Annotated in this window: 13 protein-coding genes; 3 read left to right on the top strand and 10 right to left on the bottom strand. The window is 67.5% G+C overall.

Annotation, left to right across the window (positions count from 1 at the left end):
* Window positions 1-116 precede the first annotated feature (116 nt).
* Together BAU07_RS22155 and BAU07_RS22150 are read left to right on the top strand one after the other, a co-directional pair.
* Window positions 117-2,180: a transcriptional regulator gene (locus BAU07_RS22155; protein ID WP_232338181.1), complete on the top strand. Its 2,064-nt coding sequence runs from the start codon at window positions 117-119 to the stop codon at window positions 2,178-2,180.
* 161 nt (window positions 2,181-2,341) lie between these two features.
* Complete coding sequence (locus BAU07_RS22150) at window positions 2,342-3,337, top strand: Bug family tripartite tricarboxylate transporter substrate binding protein (protein ID WP_066662576.1); 996 nt, start codon at window positions 2,342-2,344, stop codon at window positions 3,335-3,337.
* A 93-nt stretch (window positions 3,338-3,430) separates the two neighbouring features.
* Here the strand turns inward: BAU07_RS22150 and BAU07_RS22145 are convergent, their stop codons facing one another.
* The 10 genes from BAU07_RS22145 to BAU07_RS22100 form a co-directional block, all read right to left on the bottom strand.
* Window positions 3,431-4,861 carry an aldehyde dehydrogenase family protein gene (locus BAU07_RS22145; protein ID WP_066662573.1) on the bottom strand — a complete coding sequence of 477 codons (1,431 nt, stop codon included), beginning with the start codon at window positions 4,859-4,861 and terminating at the stop codon, window positions 3,431-3,433.
* A 33-nt stretch (window positions 4,862-4,894) separates the two neighbouring features.
* Window positions 4,895-6,493 carry an acetolactate synthase large subunit gene (locus BAU07_RS22140; RefSeq protein ID WP_066662570.1) on the bottom strand — a complete coding sequence of 533 codons (1,599 nt, stop codon included), beginning with the start codon at window positions 6,491-6,493 and terminating at the stop codon, window positions 4,895-4,897.
* A gap of 6 nt (window positions 6,494-6,499) precedes the next feature.
* Entirely contained in the window at window positions 6,500-7,495 is a 996-nt protein-coding gene (locus tag BAU07_RS22135; protein ID WP_066662568.1) for a Bug family tripartite tricarboxylate transporter substrate binding protein, read from the bottom strand.
* An 87-nt stretch (window positions 7,496-7,582) separates the two neighbouring features.
* A complete protein-coding gene (locus BAU07_RS22130; protein ID WP_066662566.1) occupies window positions 7,583-8,923 on the bottom strand; it encodes an aromatic ring-hydroxylating oxygenase subunit alpha in 1,341 nt (446 codons plus the stop codon).
* Window positions 8,924-9,119: 196 nt separating this feature from the next.
* Window positions 9,120-10,112, bottom strand: coding sequence for a 2-hydroxyacid dehydrogenase (locus tag BAU07_RS22125; protein ID WP_066662564.1), 993 nt, complete (start codon window positions 10,110-10,112; stop codon window positions 9,120-9,122).
* A 43-nt stretch (window positions 10,113-10,155) separates the two neighbouring features.
* Entirely contained in the window at window positions 10,156-10,365 is a 210-nt protein-coding gene (locus tag BAU07_RS22120) for a hypothetical protein (RefSeq protein ID WP_066662562.1), read from the bottom strand.
* 36 nt (window positions 10,366-10,401) lie between these two features.
* Entirely contained in the window at window positions 10,402-10,728 is a 327-nt protein-coding gene (locus BAU07_RS22115; RefSeq protein ID WP_066662560.1) for a 2Fe-2S iron-sulfur cluster-binding protein, read from the bottom strand.
* Window positions 10,729-10,776: 48 nt separating this feature from the next.
* The gene (locus BAU07_RS22110) at window positions 10,777-11,952 is read right to left on the bottom strand and encodes an NAD(P)/FAD-dependent oxidoreductase (RefSeq protein ID WP_084025918.1); all 1,176 of its coding nucleotides are present in this window, start codon (window positions 11,950-11,952) and stop codon (window positions 10,777-10,779) included.
* Between the two features lie 31 nt (window positions 11,953-11,983).
* On the bottom strand, window positions 11,984-12,562 hold the full coding sequence (locus BAU07_RS22105) for a 3-phenylpropionate/cinnamic acid dioxygenase subunit beta (protein WP_084025917.1): 579 nt from the start codon (window positions 12,560-12,562) through the stop codon (window positions 11,984-11,986).
* 75 nt (window positions 12,563-12,637) lie between these two features.
* Window positions 12,638-13,381, bottom strand: coding sequence for a FadR/GntR family transcriptional regulator (locus BAU07_RS22100; protein WP_066665633.1), 744 nt, complete (start codon window positions 13,379-13,381; stop codon window positions 12,638-12,640).
* 246 nt (window positions 13,382-13,627) lie between these two features.
* Here BAU07_RS22100 and BAU07_RS22095 point away from each other — a divergent pair, with 246 nt between their 5' ends.
* On the top strand, window positions 13,628-14,986 hold the full coding sequence (locus BAU07_RS22095; RefSeq protein WP_066662553.1) for an aromatic ring-hydroxylating oxygenase subunit alpha: 1,359 nt from the start codon (window positions 13,628-13,630) through the stop codon (window positions 14,984-14,986).
* Window positions 14,987-15,011: the final 25 nt, after the last annotated feature.

Genomic DNA, 15,011 nt, shown 5'->3' with positions numbered 1-15,011 from the left:
CAGCGATCCGGGGAAGCGCAACAGACGCCGCGAAGGTTTCCGCGCGTCCTGCGATCCGGCGTCAAAGATAAGAGGCCACCGTGGAGGCGAGCGTGGTAGCCCGCGTGGAATCTGCCGTGGAAACCGCCGGGCCGGGCGATCCAGAGCGCGGCGCGACAGTCCATATCCGCATGCTGGGGCCCCTGACGATACGCCGTGCCGACGTGGTATTGCCGCAGCCACCGTCCCGCAAGCTGCGCGCCCTGATCGCCTACCTGGCGCTGGCCCCGCACCCCTTGACGCGCGAGCACCTGTGCGAGCTTCTGTGGGACATCCCGAACGATCCGCGCGGCGAGCTCCGCTGGTGCCTGAGCAAGGCGAGGACCCTGCTGGACGAGCCCGGACGCCGCCGGGTCGAAACGGTGCAGGAAATGGTCGGGCTGGACCTGGCCGATTGCCAGGTCGATGCGCTGGAGATCGGCCAGGCCATGCAGCAGGGCATCGATGTCCTGGAAACCGGGCGGCTGCGCGCGCTGGCCCTGCTGTTCGCCGGTGATTTCCTGGCGGGGCTGGAGGTCGATCGCAGCCCCTTTTTCAAGAACTGGCTGACCGCGCAGCGGCGCCGCTTCCGGTCCTGCCATGCGGCCGTGCTGGAGCACCTGGTTGCTCGGCTGCCGGCCGGATGCGAGGAAGGCTATGCCTGCCTGGACAAGTGGCTGGCGCTCGCGCCTTACGACACGCGCGCGCATCAATTGGTGCTGCGGGCGCTTGGCGCATCGGGACGTTGGCGGGAAGGCGAAGAGCATCTGGCCGCGGCCGTTCGCGCCTTCGAATCCGAAGGGCTGGACTCGCGGCCCTTGCGCAGCGCATGGCGCGAGGCAAAGGCCGGATGCGCAACCGCGGCGGTACAGGTTGCCGATAATGCGGAAACTGCACTGGCGCAGGGGGTCGCGCGCGACAACGCGGCCGCAGCACCGGCGCCGGGCAGCGCGCCGGACAACGCGGGCGGCAGGGCCTGCCGCGCCTCGATCGCCGTCATGCCGTTCCTGGATCGCTCGAACCCGGGCGGCGCCCGGGGCGGATTGACCGATGGCCTGGCGCACGACATCATCGCGCGGCTGGCCAAGCTGCGCAGCCTGTTCGTGATCGCACAAGGCACCGTTTTCGCCCTGGACCAACGTGGTGTGGGACCTGAGGAGGCAGGGCGTACGCTCAACGTCGACTATGTCGTCGGCGGATCGCTGCGGCGCGACGCCGGACGCATCGCCGTGGATGTCGAGCTGGTGGAGTCCAGGACCGCCCGCATCGTGTGGGCCGAGGTCTTCGAACGCAAGGCCGGCGATGCTTTCCTGGCGCTCGACGACATCGGCAACCGCATCGTTGCCTCCATCGAAAGCGAAATCGAGGCGGCCGAGCGCAACCGGGCCATCCTGAAGCAACCGGATTCCCTGGATGCATGGGAGGCGCATCATCGCGGCCTCTGGCACATGTACCGGTTCAACCGGGTCGACAATGCGCAGGCGCGCCGGTTCTTCGAGATGGCGGTACGACTGGACCCGACGTTCTCGCGCGCCTATGCGGGCTTGTCCTTCACGCATTGGCAGGACGCCTTCCAGGGCTGGAGCGGGCAGGACGCGGCAATGAACCTTGCCCTGGAAACAGCGGGACAGGGGCTGATCGCCGACGATCGCGACCCCGCCGCCCATTGGGCCATGGGCCGTGCGCTATGGCTGCGCGGCCGGCCGGACCAATCGCTGGTCGAACTGCAAAGCGCGGTCGACCTGAGCCCCAACTTCGCCCTGGGGCATTACACCCTGGGCTTCGTGAACTGCCAGTCCGGCGACGCCCAGGCGGCGATCGAGTCATCCGACCATTCGCGCCGGCTGAGCCCCTTCGATCCCTTGCTTTTCGGCATGCTGGCCGTGCGCGCCATTGCGCTGGTCCGCCTGGGCCAATACGAGGATGCGGCTCACTGGGCCGTCAAGGCGGCGGCGCGCCCGAACGCGCACGCGCACATCCTGGCCATCGCGGTCCACTGCCTGGCGCTGGCCGGCCGGGTCGACGAGGCCCGGGGTTTCCTCGCCACGATCCACAAGACGCTGCCGTCATATCGCCTCGACAGCTTCCTCGCTGCTTTCCGCCTGGCGCCCGAAGTGGAAGCATTGTTTCGCGAGGCCGCGCGGCGTATCGGCTGGACCTGAATGGGATCGCGCATGCGGTGGCTCTTCTGGCGGGCTCGCATGGATACGGGTTTCCCGCAGTTTTGCGTGGCGGCGTACCGGCGTATGTTGATCGTAGGTTAATCATACAAACGGCCTGAAGGCTGGCTTGGGCAGGCCACGACTCGCGCAAGGGGAAAGGTATGAAGCGACGCAGTGCATTGAAGCTACTGGGCTCGACCAGCATGCTGGCGCTGGCCAGGCCGGTGTGGTCGCAGGGGGAAAGCTACCCCAATCGACCGATCAGGATCATCGTTTCGTCCACACCGGGCAGCGCCACCGATGTCGCCGGGCGCCTGGTGGGCGACCTGCTCGGCGCGCAGTACGGCCAGAGCGTCGTGATCGAGAACAAGGCTGGCGCGGGCGGCGTCATCGGCATGACCGCCGCCGCCGCCGCGCAGCCGGACGGCTATACGCTGACCACCGGCGGCCTCGGCCACAACGTGCTGCCGCCCGTGACGCTGCGCGGCCTTCCCCTGGACATTCCAAAGGCGCTACTGCCGGTCGCGCAGATCGCGGAATTCGTGAACGTGCTGGTGGTGCGGCCCGATCATCCCGCCAACAACGTCGAGGAACTGATCGCCTATTTGAAGGGACGCCCTGGCAAGGCGCTGTACGGGAGCAACGGCGTGGGCAGCTCCGCCCAGATGACCACCGAACTGTTCGCCATCCAGGCCAAGGTGCCGCTGGACCACGTGCCGTACAAGGGCGCGAGCGAGGCGCTGGTGGGCGCGTCCATGGGCGACCTCGATCTGTGCTTCATGAACATGCCGCCCACGCTGCCGATGGTGCGCGCCGGCAAGCTAAAGGCCTTGGCGGTGACCAGCTCATACCGCGCCCGCCAGTTGCCCGAAGTGCCGACCATGCAGGAACAGGGCATGACAGACTTCGACGTCACCAGCTGGCTTGGCATATATGTTCCCGCGAAGGTGGATCCGGCCATCGTCGCCAAGCTCTCGCGCGACATCGTGCAGGGCATGGCCACGCCGGCGCAGCAGGCGCGGCTGGTGGGTGCCGGCCTGGAACCCAAGCTGCGCGAGGCGGCTGAATTCCAGGCTTTCTCGGCCGCGGAACTACGGCGCTGGGCCAGCGTGGCCCAGCAGGCCAATATCGTCGTCGACTACGGCGGCAAGGGCTGAAGCGGTGCGCGATGGGGCTGGGGCCGTGTGTGGGCGCCTCCACGGACAGCGCCCGCGCGCGCCTCCCGCAGACGCGCCCCAGCCTGCGCCGTGCTACGACGCCGTGTACGCCGTCTTCACGCTGGTGTAGAACTCCAGCGCATAGTGGCCTTGCTCGCGCGGCCCGTAGCTGGACTCCTTGCGTCCGCCAAAAGGCGCGTGGTAGTCCACACCCGCCGTGGGGCAGTTGACCATCACCATGCCGGCCTGCGATTCCCGCTTGAAGTGCGCGGCATGCTTGAGCGACGTGGTGCAGATGCCTGACGACAGCCCGAACTCGGTATCGTTGGCCAGCTCCAGGGCCTCCTCGTAGCTGGACACCGGAATGGCGGCGGCCACCGGGCCGAAGATTTCCTCGCGGCAGATGCGCTGGGCGTTGTCGCAGTCGACGAAGAGCGCCGGGCGCATGAAGTAGCCCTCGGTATCCGCTTTTATGCGGTCGCCGCCATAGGCCAGCACCGCGCCTTCGTCCTTCCCGATTCCTACATAGCGTTCATTCTGGGCGAGCTGCTCCGCATCGACCACCGGCCCGATGTCGATGCCAGGCCGCAGTGCGTGTCCGACCTTCAGGCCCTCCAGCCGGCGCTTTACCGCTTCGGTGAAGCGACCATAGATGCCGCGCTGGACGATGAAGCGACTGGACGCGGTGCAGCGCTGGCCCGTCTGGAAGTACGCGCCGTTAACGGCGCACTCCACCGCCACGTCCAGGTCGGCATCGTCCAGGATCACCAGGGGGTTCTTGCCGCCCATCTCCATCTGCACCTTGGCCAGCCGGCCGATGGCGGCCTCCGCCACGCGCCGGCCCGTGCCGACGGAGCCGGTGAAGCTGATGGCATCGACGCGTGGGTCCTGCAGCAGGGTCTGCCCGACCACCGAGCCGCGGCCCATGACCAGGTTGAACGTGCCGTCGGGCAGGCCGGCACGGCTGATGATTTCCGCCAACGCCCACGCGCTGCCGGGCACGAGGTCGGCCGGCTTGAACACCACGGCGTTGCCATAGGCCAGCGCCGGCGCGATCTTCCAGGCCGGAATGGCAATGGGGAAATTCCACGGCGCGATGATGCCGACCACGCCCACGGGTTCGCGCGTCACTTCCGGCACGATGCCGGTGCGGTTCACAGGCAGGATCTGGCCGGGGAGCCGCACTGCCTCGCCGGCGAAGAACTTGAAGATGCCGGCGGCGCGATCGACCTCGCCGCGTGCGTCGGCCAGCGTCTTGCCTTCCTCGCGCGCCAGCAGGGTGGCCAATTCCTCCTTGCGCGCCAGGATCTCTCCGCCGATCGCGTCGAGCGCGTCGAATTTGCGCTGCGCGGTCGTGCGTGCCCAGGTGGGCGCCGCGGCGCGCGCGGCGGCTATGGCCTGCCCCGCCTGCGCGGCGTCGGCTTGCGCGTATTCGCCGATCACGTCCGAAAGGTCGGAGGGATTGATGTTCTCGCGTGCCTGCGTACCGCCTACCCAGCGGCCGCCAATGAAGTTTTCATGCATGATGTTGTCAGGTAAGACCCGGTAAAGCGGCCGTCAGGGAAGCACGGCCTCGATCAGGAAGGGGGAAGGGTGTGCCAGCGCGGCCTGGAAGAGACGGCGCAGTTCGGAGGTGCTGCGGGCTCGCGCCGCCGGTACTCCAAACGACTGCGACAGCGACACCCAGTCCACGGCGGGATTGGAGAGGTCGAGCAGGGCCTGCACGTCGTGGCGGTGCAGGTCGTGCCCGGTGCGCTTCATTTCGTTCTGCAGGATCTGGTAGCGTCGATTCGCCGCGATCACGATCACCACATTGGAATTCTCGCGCGCCATCGACCACAGGGCCTGCGCGGTATACAGCGCGCTGCCGTCGGACTGCAGGGCCACCACCTTGCGGTCCGGCGCCGCGACCGATGCGCCGAAGGCCGCAGGCAAGCCCTGTCCGATGGCCCCGCCCGTCATGACGATGGTGCTGTGCCGCGCCGCCTGGCTGGCCAGCGCGTTGAACGGAAAGCCGAGCGTGCCGCCTTCCACCGAAACGATGGCCTGGTCGGGAAGGTGCGCGGCGATGACCTGCGCCGCGGCGGCGGCGGTCAGTTCGTCGCCCAGGCCGGTGTCGACCACGCGGGCGGGCGCCTGCAGCCGCGCCGGCGCCAGGCCCAGCGTGTCGGCCAGCTCCGCCAGCGCGGCCAGGCCGCCCTGGCCGGGTTGGGACAGCGCCACCATGCGTTCCGGGTCGCCCAGGCGGCTGGGGTAGCCTGCGGCGCCGAAGAAGGCCACCGGTTGCAGTGCGTCGACCAGCGCCACGCGGTCGTACTGCAGCAGGACGGGATGGCCCTGTTCGGCCAGGTAGGAAAAGCGGCGTATGGAAGGCAGCCCGCCGCCATGCTCGCTGCGCGCGGGAAAAGTCTCGCCGATCAGCTCGACGTTGGGCAACGCCGCGAAGCGCGAGGCCTGCGCCAGCGCGGCTTCCGTCATGGCGCTCGCGCCCAGGAACAGCAGGACGCGCGCGCCCTGGCGTATCGTCGCGGCCAGCGCATGCACTGCCGCCGCGTCGTAATGCGCCTCCGATGCGGTGGCGTCGACCCGCAGCGGTGCCGTGTCGATGGCGCCCTGCTGCAGGTCCATCGGCAACACCAGGCTGGCGATGCCGCCCCCCGCGCCCAGCACTTCACGCAGCGAGCCGGCCGTGGCGGTCCGCAGCGTCGCCGTGCTGTCGGCGCGCCACACGCCCGCCGATACCGGCCGCGCCAGCGACTCGATATCCGAGTTCAGCGGCGGATCCGCGGCGATGTGCCAGGACATATGCTCGCCGATCACGTTGAGGATGCGCGACCGCGCGCGGCGTGCGTTGTGCAGGTTGGCGATCGCGTTTGCGAAGCCTGGCCCCAGGTGGGTAAGGGTCATCGCCGGCGTACCGGAAATGCGGAAGTAGCCGTCCGCGGCGCCCGAGCAGACGCCCTCGAACAGGCTCAGGATGGCGCGCACTTCGGGCACCGAGTCCAGGGCGGCGACAAACGGCAGTTCGGTGGTCCCCGGATTGGCGAAACAGACCTTCAGGCCGGATGCCGCAGCCGATCGCAATAGCCACTGGGAGCCGTTCTGGGCGGTCCCGTCCCTCGCGGCGCCGGCCGGCGCTTGCGTTGTAGCGGTCATGGTGGATCAGGACCCGAAGTTCAGCGATACACCGGCATCGCGGGCCACGCCGGACCAGCGCGCCAGTTCTTCGCGGTTGAGCCTGGCGAAGTCGGCCGCAAGCGCGGCCTTGGGTTCGAAGCCCGCGCCCGTCAGGATCTGCGTCGTCGCCGGGTCCTTGACGCCATCGACGATGGCCTGGCCCAGGCGCTGCGTAATGTCCGCATCCATGCCCGCCGGACCGTACACGCCCAGCCAGCTCGTCACCGCGAAATCGCGCATGCCCAGTTCTTCCAGCGTGGCGACATCCGGGATTTCACGGCTGCGATACGGGCTGGTCACCGCCAGCGGGCGCACCAGGCCTTTCTTGATCAGGCCGATGACCGGCGGCAGGTTGCTGAACGTGAAATCCAGGTTCCCGTTGGTGACGTCCACCAGCACCTCGCTGCTGCCCTTGTACGCGACATGCAGGCACTTGATGTCGTTGCGCATGCAGAAGAACTCCCCTGTCATGTGCGCGGAGGTGCCAGTTCCGTTCGAGCCATAGCTTAGTCCGTTCGCACCCTTGGCCCGGGCGCGTGCCAACAGCTCGGGAACGCTGCGGATATCCGAGTTGGCGCCCACCACCAGCACGTTGACGAACTCGGCAACCTGCGCAACGGGCGTGAGCGCGGTGTTGTAGTCGATTGGATAGCCTTTCAGCGTCGCCGCGGGCAACACGATTCCGCCCAGCCCGTTCAGCAGCAGGGTATAGCCGTCGGCGGGCGAGCGCGCCACCATCTGGCTGCCGATCAGGCCATTCGCGCCCGGGCGATTCTCCACCACCACCGGCTGGCCGAACTTCTTCGACACGATCTCTCCGACCACGCGGCCCGCCAGGTCGGTTACCCCGCCGGGCGGGTAGGGCACGATCAGGCGGATCGGCTTGTTGGGCCACGCCGCTTCGGCCGCGAAAGGGGCCCGATGGGCAGCGAACGCGCAGAGGCCGGCGCCGGCAGCCCCGAGAAAGGCACGACGTTTCATGGTTGACTCCAGGTTTACCGAGGGCACCCCAGGCCCTCTTGCAAGCGGATGAATGAAGGCTGCCGGCGCGGGAGCCCGGGAATGCGGTCAGCCGCCTTGCGGCATCAGCGCATCCCAGCCCGCGCCACTCATGAACTGGGCCCAGCGGCGGTAATAGGCGCGGGCGTTTTCTTCGGTGTACTCGCCGTTCTCGACGCAACCCTTCAGCTCCGGGACGGCACGCGCGTGGCCTAAGCCCATCTGGTAATTGAAGTACAGCTTGCGCGATTCGGTGCCCGTGCAAGCCTCGGTGGCGCCGGTCCAGTTCTCCATGTCGTCGGATTCGGTCATGCCGCCCGGGCCGGAGTAGCGCAGGAAATAATGGCGCGCAGCGTCCTTGACCGCCTCGGGCGCGTCCCGGTCCACCAGGTACATGCGCCACATCTCCATTTCGGTGGGGCTGATGGGATGGAATACCGCCAGCGTGCGTGGCTGCCGCCCATGGAAGGACATGTTGGGGAAGATGGTCCCGACGCTGAGCTGCACGCGCATGTCGGAACCGAGCGTGCGCACACGTTTATCGTGCACCGCGCGGTAATAGGCATCGACTTCCGGGTAGCGCGCGTACGTGGCCGCGTAGGGCGGTTCCTCGTAATACGGCAGCCGTCCGAGCAGCCCGTGGCCGAGCTGCGGGAAGCAGATGGCCGAACGCGTGGCCGACGGATCGCGCCGGCCCTTGCCGCCGCTGGGCCCGATGCCGACGATGTCGACCGAGCGGTGGCTGATATCGTGATAAAGGTCGCCGATGAAGTTTTCCGGGGCGAATTTCCAGTTGCACTTCACGCGCCACTTCTGCACGCCGCCGATGACCTCCGAGCCGCCTTCGCTGCCGTCGCGGTGGTCCAGCGCGGCATCCAGGTACAGGCGCATGTCGCCCAGGTAATCTTCGAAGGGCGGCGCGGCGGGGTCCCAGGTGGCGAAGATCGCCCCCTTGTAGTTGCACACCTGCGCCACCGTCTTCAGGCCCCAGGCCTTTTTATCCAGTTCGCCCTTGTAGTGCGTGGCGTGGCCCGGCACGCCGACCAGTTCGCCGGGGCGCTCGACCAGCTTGCCGTCGGTGGAAAAGCTCCAGCCGTGGTACGGACAGGTGAAGGTGCGGTTGTTGCCGTGATCGTAGCGGCACAGCTTCATGCCGCGGTGCGCGCAGCTGTTGAGCATGACCTGTATCCTGCCCTGGCGGTCGCGCGTCAGGATGACCGATTCGCCGCCCATGCGGGAAACAAAGTAGTCGTCCGGCTTGGGAACCAGGCTCTCGTGCCCGACGAACAGCCAGGCGCGCGAGAAGATCCGCTCCAGTTCCTGCTTGAAGATCGCGTCGTCGACGAAGATGGAACGGCTCACCATTCCTTCATCGGCGCGAACCAGCGTATCGATGCTAGACGCAGACATGACTTCTCCGTCACGATGCTCGCGGCCTGCGGCCGGAATGCCATGCGTGCACCGCGCGCCTGGCATGAACATCAGTACGATAATATTACAAAGGTGGTTTGTCCCATTGGGGGAACTACCCATCATCCTCTGTCCCGCGGCTGTCCCCGTGACGCGTGTTCGCGCCATGGGAACGGGCGCGGGACAGGGACCGGCTTCAGGCAGCCTTCGCCTGGCGCGCCAGCGGCCAGGCTTGCGCGTTCACCATGGCCTTGGGCTGCTTGCCGGTCATGGAGTCGACGAGGTTGCGCACCGCCAGGTCGATCATGGCGCGGCGCGTCTCCACCGTCGCGCTGCCGATGTGCGCCTGGAGCACCACGTTGGGCATCTGCACCAGGGGGCTGGTCGGCGGCAAGGGTTCCGTCGTCATGACGTCCAGGCCGGCGCCGGCGATGGTGCCGTCCTTCAGCGCCGCGATCAGCGCCTCCTCGTCCACCACCGCGCCACGCGCGGTATTGAGCAGGATGGCCGATTTCTTCATCAGGCCGAACTCGCGCGCGCCCACGCTCTGGCGCGTCTCCGCGGTAAGGGGAATGTGCACGCTGACCACGTCGGACTCCGAGAACAGGGCATCGCGCGATACATAGCGGGCCAGGCCCTCGGCCTCGGGGTCGGGCTTGCGGTTGTGGTAGATGACATCCATGTCGAAGGCGCGCGCGGTACGGGCGACGACGCGGCCGATGCGGCCCATGCCCAGCAGGCCCAGCGTCTTGCCGCGGATATCCGTGGCCAGCGGGAAGGCGCCCTTGGTCCAGTCGCCGGAGCGTACGAAGGCGTCGCCGGCCACGAGGTTGCGGGCCACGCACAGCATCAGCCCGATGGTCAGGTCGGCCACCGCGCCGTCGAGCACGCCCGGCGTATTGCACACCAGCACCTTGCGTGCATTGGCGGCGTCCATGTCGACGTTATCGAAGCCGACCGCGAAGTTCGACACGACCTTCAGCGCCGGCAGCGCGTCCAGCAGCGCCGCGTCGACGCGGGTCTTCACCGTGCACACCATGCCGTCGATGGCGCCCCACTGGGACTGCGGCAGGGCCTCCAGCGGGCTCTTGCCGGTGGGCACGTCGACCGTTTCGCAGGATGCGTCCAGCAACTGGCGCAGGTCCGGCGGTACGGGCGCGGTGACGATGATGCAGGGCTTCTTGGTCATGGTTGGGACTCCAGAGGAAAGGGAAGGGAAAGCGCGCGGGGAATCATCCCTGCACGCCCTCGATATCGGTGGCGAAGACTTGCACTTCCTCGCCGTTGACTACGGCCGGCTCGGTGGGGTGTTCGAGATAGCGGACGATCACCCAGAAGCCGTCCTGCGGGTTCTCGACGACCTCGGCGATGGCGCCGTCGGCCATGCGTACCTTGTCGCCCGTCGCCAATTCGACGAGGTTTACGGTTTTCCAGTCAGCCATGTGGCACTCCCAGTGTGGACAGGATGGGCGAACGCGTCACATCGACAGCTGTTCGCTGGGAACGCGCACGCGTATGCCGTCCAGTGCGGGCGTCATGATGACCTGACAGGACAGCCGGCTGGTGGGCGAACGCTCGGGCACGACTTCGAGCAGCGCATCCTCGGTAGGGCCGGCCGGCTCCAGGCGCTCGAACCACGCCTGCTCGACGTGCACGTGGCAGGTGCCGCAGATGGCGCCGCCGCCGCACTCCGCGACGATGCCGTCCAGGCCGTCGCGGCGCGCGGCCTCCATCAAGGACCAGTCTTCGGGCACGTCCGCGGTGTGCTGCGTACCGTCGGGCAATTCGAATATCGCTACGGGCATGATGTTTCCTGCATCAAACGGGATAGGAATCTTGTGGTTGCGGCGGCTTCATGCCGGCACGGGTTGCGCCGCGCTGAGGCGTTGCACCGCCCGGACGAAGTCCGCCGGGCTGTCCACCGCTTCCACCGCGACAAGGCGCTCGTCCTGGTAGCGCTCGACCATCCAGCCGCGCGGCGTGTCGATGATCTCGTCGCGGCAGGGCCGCATGGGGTCGACCATGCCGGCCATCTGCAGTCGGCGGCCCTGCTGCTCCGACCAGAAGGTCGGCACGCGCACCGGCGCCGGGGCCTTGCCGGCAATGGCCGCCGCGGCGATGCGGGCCTGGGCCATTGCGTTCTGCACGCTTTCGACACGCAGCGCGCGGCGCAGCTCCGGGCGGTAGCCAATGGCACAGTCGCCGATGGCGTAGACGTTGGGCGCCGAGGTGCGGCAATACGCGTCGATCACCACGCCGCCCTGGCACGCCAGTCCGGCCTGCTCGGCCAGCGCCGTATTGGCGGCGGCGCCGATGGCGACCAGTACGGACGGCGCGCTGAATGCGCGGCCGTCGGCCAGCCTTGCATGCCACTGGCCGCCTTCATGCCGCCATTCCTTCACGGCGATGTCATGCACCAGCAGGATGCCGGCGCCGCGGTGCATATCGGCAAAGCGCTCGGCCGTCGGCGCGGACACCTTGCCCGGCATGATGCAGTCGGCCACCTCCAGGACGATGACCTCGACGCCCATCTTGGCCGCCGTCGACGCGGCTTCCAGGCCCAGGTAGCCGCCGCCGACGACCAGCAGCCTGCTGCCCGGCACCAGGGCCGCATGCAGCGCCAGGCTGTCGTCGGCGTTGCGCACCGCGTACACGCCCTGGCCCCGCAGGCCCGGAAGGGTGCGCGCCACGGCGCCGGTGGCCAGTACGGCGTTCGTGAAATGCAGTTCACGGCCGGACTGCGTGCGCAGGCTGCCCGCGGCCGGGTCCAGCGCGGTCACCGGATCGCCCTGCAGGCGGACCAAGTCCAGCTTGTCGAAGACGGCCGGGCTGCGCAGCATGATCCGCGCCATATCGGTGGCCCCGTGCAGCAAGGCCTTGGACAGCGGCGGCCGTTCGTACGGTGCGTGCGCCTCGTCGCTGATCAGGGCGATCGGCTCTTCGACACCCATGCTGCGCAGCGCGCAGGCGCATTCCACGCCGGCGTGGCCGGCGCCGATGATGGCCGTGTGTACGCGGCTGCTTGTCATTGTTGTCTCCCCCCCTCCGTTGTGGCGGCGATCAGAAGAACGTCGTCAGCGCCTTGGCCAGCAATACGTTCTGGTCCAGATGGATTTCGCGGGACAGGACTTTCCATCCACGGCCATGGCGGCGCAGCACGTCGTTGCGCTTGCCGACGAATAGCGACACCTCTCCCTGCAGGCGGTTCTGGTAGACCAGGAAGCGCGATCTCACCGTGACGCGTTCGCCTCCTTCGGCCGCGCCGTCCACGGCCAGGATGCGGACATTGGTGACGAGATGCGAGATGCGCGAAGCGGGCTCCTCGGCCCAGTGGATGCCGGTATTGATCTGCGCGACGCGCTGGCGCAGCGTTTCGATGCCTTCGTCGAACCACGCGGCCTCCCCAGGTTTTGTGTATTCGGTGGAGATGGCATCGCGGCGCACATTGCGGGCCAGCGGCATGCGGTAGGCGATGTCTTCGTCCAGCAGTGTCAGCCAGGCATCGAACTGCCGGCTGTCCAGCAGGTCCGCCTCGTAGTGCATGAACTGCTGGATCTCCCACCACAGCTTCGGATCCCCATCGAGGTACGGGGCCGCGGTATCCGTTTGGTCGTCGAGTACGTCAGGCGTGGTCTGCATGGATCTATCCTCGGTAGCAAGCGACGGTGCACGCCATGCGTGCGCGGTGCTGGGGGCAGGTGGGCGCGGACCGACTCAATGCCAGTCCATGGCCTGGGTGGAGCGCAGCCGCGCCTCGGTGTGCTCCACGTGCGTGCGCGCGTGGTCGCGCGCGGCCTCGGGATCACCGGCCTCGATCGCGGCGAACAGCGTTTCATGCTCGCGCTGCGCCTGGCTGGCGCGCCCGGCGAGCTTGGCGGACCGCGAGCGCGATACGCGCAGGTTCTGCTTCAGCAACCCCGCCAGGAAATCGAAAAAGCTCAGGTAGTGTTCGTTCCTGGTGGCCAGGGCCACCGCGCGGTGAAAACCGAGATCGGCTTCGACGCCGGCCGCGACGTCGCCGTCCGCAATGGCCTGCGCCATGGCATCCAGGGCCGCGCGCATGGCGGCGAGGTCGCCGTCGGTGCGGCGCTGCGCAGCGAGTGTCGCCGCCTCGATCTCGAAGCCGCGCCGCAGTTCGACGATGCGCAGGACCTGCTCCGCATCGCCCTGTTCGGCGGCCATCATGCGCAGCACGGCGGGCCGGGTGGTCAGCATGACGGTGAGCCCGACGCCCTGCTTGCTCTGCACCAGGCCTTCGGCCTTCAGCCGCGACACCGCCTCGCGCAATACCGTGCGCGAGACATTCAGGCGGTCGGCGATGACTTGCTCCGGCGGCAGCACTTCACCCACGGAATACTGCCCGCCCGTGATTTCGGCCACCAGCAGATCGGTAATGCGGTCAGTCAGGTTGGCATCGGCGCGCAGCGCGGGGATGGGTTCTTTTTTCAGGAATGCCATGGGTTGTTCCCGTTCCACCATTGATAAGGTTGTAGTCGAGTTTGTCGTATTTTCGTACTGGTACTTTCCCCAGCGCGAGGTCGACGACCTCGCGGAATGCTTCCGCGCTCCCGTGAAATTTTTGCCAAAACCAGTGTTTTCCCGGGCATTTTGCACATTCGTCTTCGCGTAAATACTAACTTGCACCGCTTGCGCCGGCCTGCCTAGGATAGGCCGCCGACTTTATAGTATTTATGGAAACCTACTATGCGAAGCGTGGAAACATTGGTCCAGGCCGACGCCGGCCTCGTCAGTCGTGAGATTTTCGCCAGCGACGAGATATACCGCATGGAACTGGAGCGGATCTTCTCGCGCGCCTGGCTGTTCGTCGGGCACGAGAGCCTGGTTCCCAAGCCGGACGACTACTTTGTTTCCCGCATGGGCGGCGAATCGGTCATCCTGACGCGCGACCGCCAGGGCAGGATACAGGTCATGCTCAACAGCTGCGCGCACCGCGGCATGAAGCTGTGCCGCTACGATCACGGCAACAACCGCACCTTCACCTGTCCGTACCACGGCTGGAGCTTTTCCACCGACGGCAAGCTGGTCGAGCGCCCCGGCGAACTGGTCGGCGTGCCGGGCCACGCCACGCACTACAAGGGCGAACTGGATAAAAAGGCCTGGGGCCTGAAGACGGTGGCGCAGGTGTGCAACTACAAGGGGGCGATCTTCGCCACCTGGGACCCCGCCGCGCCGCCCTTCGAAGATTACCTGGGCGACATGCGCCTGTACCTGGATGCCGCGCTGGACCACCGCGACGGCAGCGAAGGCGGCTCGGAGGTCATCGGCGGCGTGCAGAAGTGGCGCGTGAAGTGCAACTGGAAATTCGCCCCGGAAAACTTCATCGGCGACCGCCACCACGACATCAGCCACCGTTCCGTGGACCTGGTCGGCATCGGACCGAGCGCCGGCAAGGGCAGGCGCGACTTCACCGAAGGCCGGGTCTGTGTCGCCTTTCCGGATCTGGGCCACGGCTCCATCGGCCGCCTGCCGGCATTCGAAGAGCCGCCCTTCAAGAGCCAGTTCCAGAACCACCCCGTCGCCGAGGCCTACTTCCGCAAGGTCTACGATGCGCGCGTCGCGCGCCTGGGCGATTCCCTGCGCGTGACGCCGCATGCCGTCGGCACGATATTCCCGAACATGTCCTTCCATGCGCACCAGCCGCGTTCGCTTGCCGTGTTCCATCCGATCAGCGGCACGGAAATGGAGATGTGGCGGATGTACCTGATCGACAAGGACGCGCCCGAGGAAGTGAAGGAAGCCGCGCGCCACTATTACCTGCGCTACTCCGGCCCGGGCGGACTCACGGAGTCGGACGATATGGAGAACTGGACCGGCGCCACCGAAGCCTGCGTCGGAACGGAATCGCAGAAGCTCTATTTCAATTACCAGATGGGCATCGGCCATGTGCAGCCGGTGCCGCACATCACCGGGGCGGTGCACGGCGAGTACTCCGAGGAAAACGCTCGGGCCTTCTACCGGCGCTGGGGGCAGTTCATGGGCGGTGCCGATTGGGACGCGCTCATGCCCGGCGCGGTGCCACCGCGCGCCGCTCGCGTGGGTTGAGGCAGTACGCAGCACGCAGCACGCA

This window comes from Bordetella flabilis, assembly GCF_001676725.1.
Taxonomy (GTDB): domain Bacteria; phylum Pseudomonadota; class Gammaproteobacteria; order Burkholderiales; family Burkholderiaceae_B; genus Bordetella_C; species Bordetella_C flabilis.
Note: the sequence above shows the minus strand (reverse complement) of the source record. Positions and strands in the feature narration are given on the sequence as shown.

What these genes read in the sequence shown, in the direction of transcription:
- BAU07_RS22150 (WP_066662576.1), top strand. Translation starts at nt 2,342, where the DNA reads ATGAAGCGACGCAGTGCATTGAAGCTACTGGGCTCGACCAGCATGCTG.
- BAU07_RS22145 (WP_066662573.1), bottom strand. Translation starts at nt 4,861, where the DNA reads ATGCATGAAAACTTCATTGGCGGCCGCTGGGTAGGCGGTACGCAGGCA.
- BAU07_RS22140 (WP_066662570.1), bottom strand. Translation starts at nt 6,493, where the DNA reads ATGACCGCTACAACGCAAGCGCCGGCCGGCGCCGCGAGGGACGGGACC.
- BAU07_RS22135 (WP_066662568.1), bottom strand. Translation starts at nt 7,495, where the DNA reads ATGAAACGTCGTGCCTTTCTCGGGGCTGCCGGCGCCGGCCTCTGCGCG.
- BAU07_RS22130 (WP_066662566.1), bottom strand. Translation starts at nt 8,923, where the DNA reads ATGTCTGCGTCTAGCATCGATACGCTGGTTCGCGCCGATGAAGGAATG.
- BAU07_RS22125 (WP_066662564.1), bottom strand. Translation starts at nt 10,112, where the DNA reads ATGACCAAGAAGCCCTGCATCATCGTCACCGCGCCCGTACCGCCGGAC.
- BAU07_RS22120 (WP_066662562.1), bottom strand. Translation starts at nt 10,365, where the DNA reads ATGGCTGACTGGAAAACCGTAAACCTCGTCGAATTGGCGACGGGCGAC.
- BAU07_RS22115 (WP_066662560.1), bottom strand. Translation starts at nt 10,728, where the DNA reads ATGCCCGTAGCGATATTCGAATTGCCCGACGGTACGCAGCACACCGCG.
- BAU07_RS22110 (WP_084025918.1), bottom strand. Translation starts at nt 11,952, where the DNA reads ATGACAAGCAGCCGCGTACACACGGCCATCATCGGCGCCGGCCACGCC.
- BAU07_RS22105 (WP_084025917.1), bottom strand. Translation starts at nt 12,562, where the DNA reads ATGCAGACCACGCCTGACGTACTCGACGACCAAACGGATACCGCGGCC.
- BAU07_RS22100 (WP_066665633.1), bottom strand. Translation starts at nt 13,381, where the DNA reads ATGGCATTCCTGAAAAAAGAACCCATCCCCGCGCTGCGCGCCGATGCC.
- BAU07_RS22095 (WP_066662553.1), top strand. Translation starts at nt 13,628, where the DNA reads ATGCGAAGCGTGGAAACATTGGTCCAGGCCGACGCCGGCCTCGTCAGT.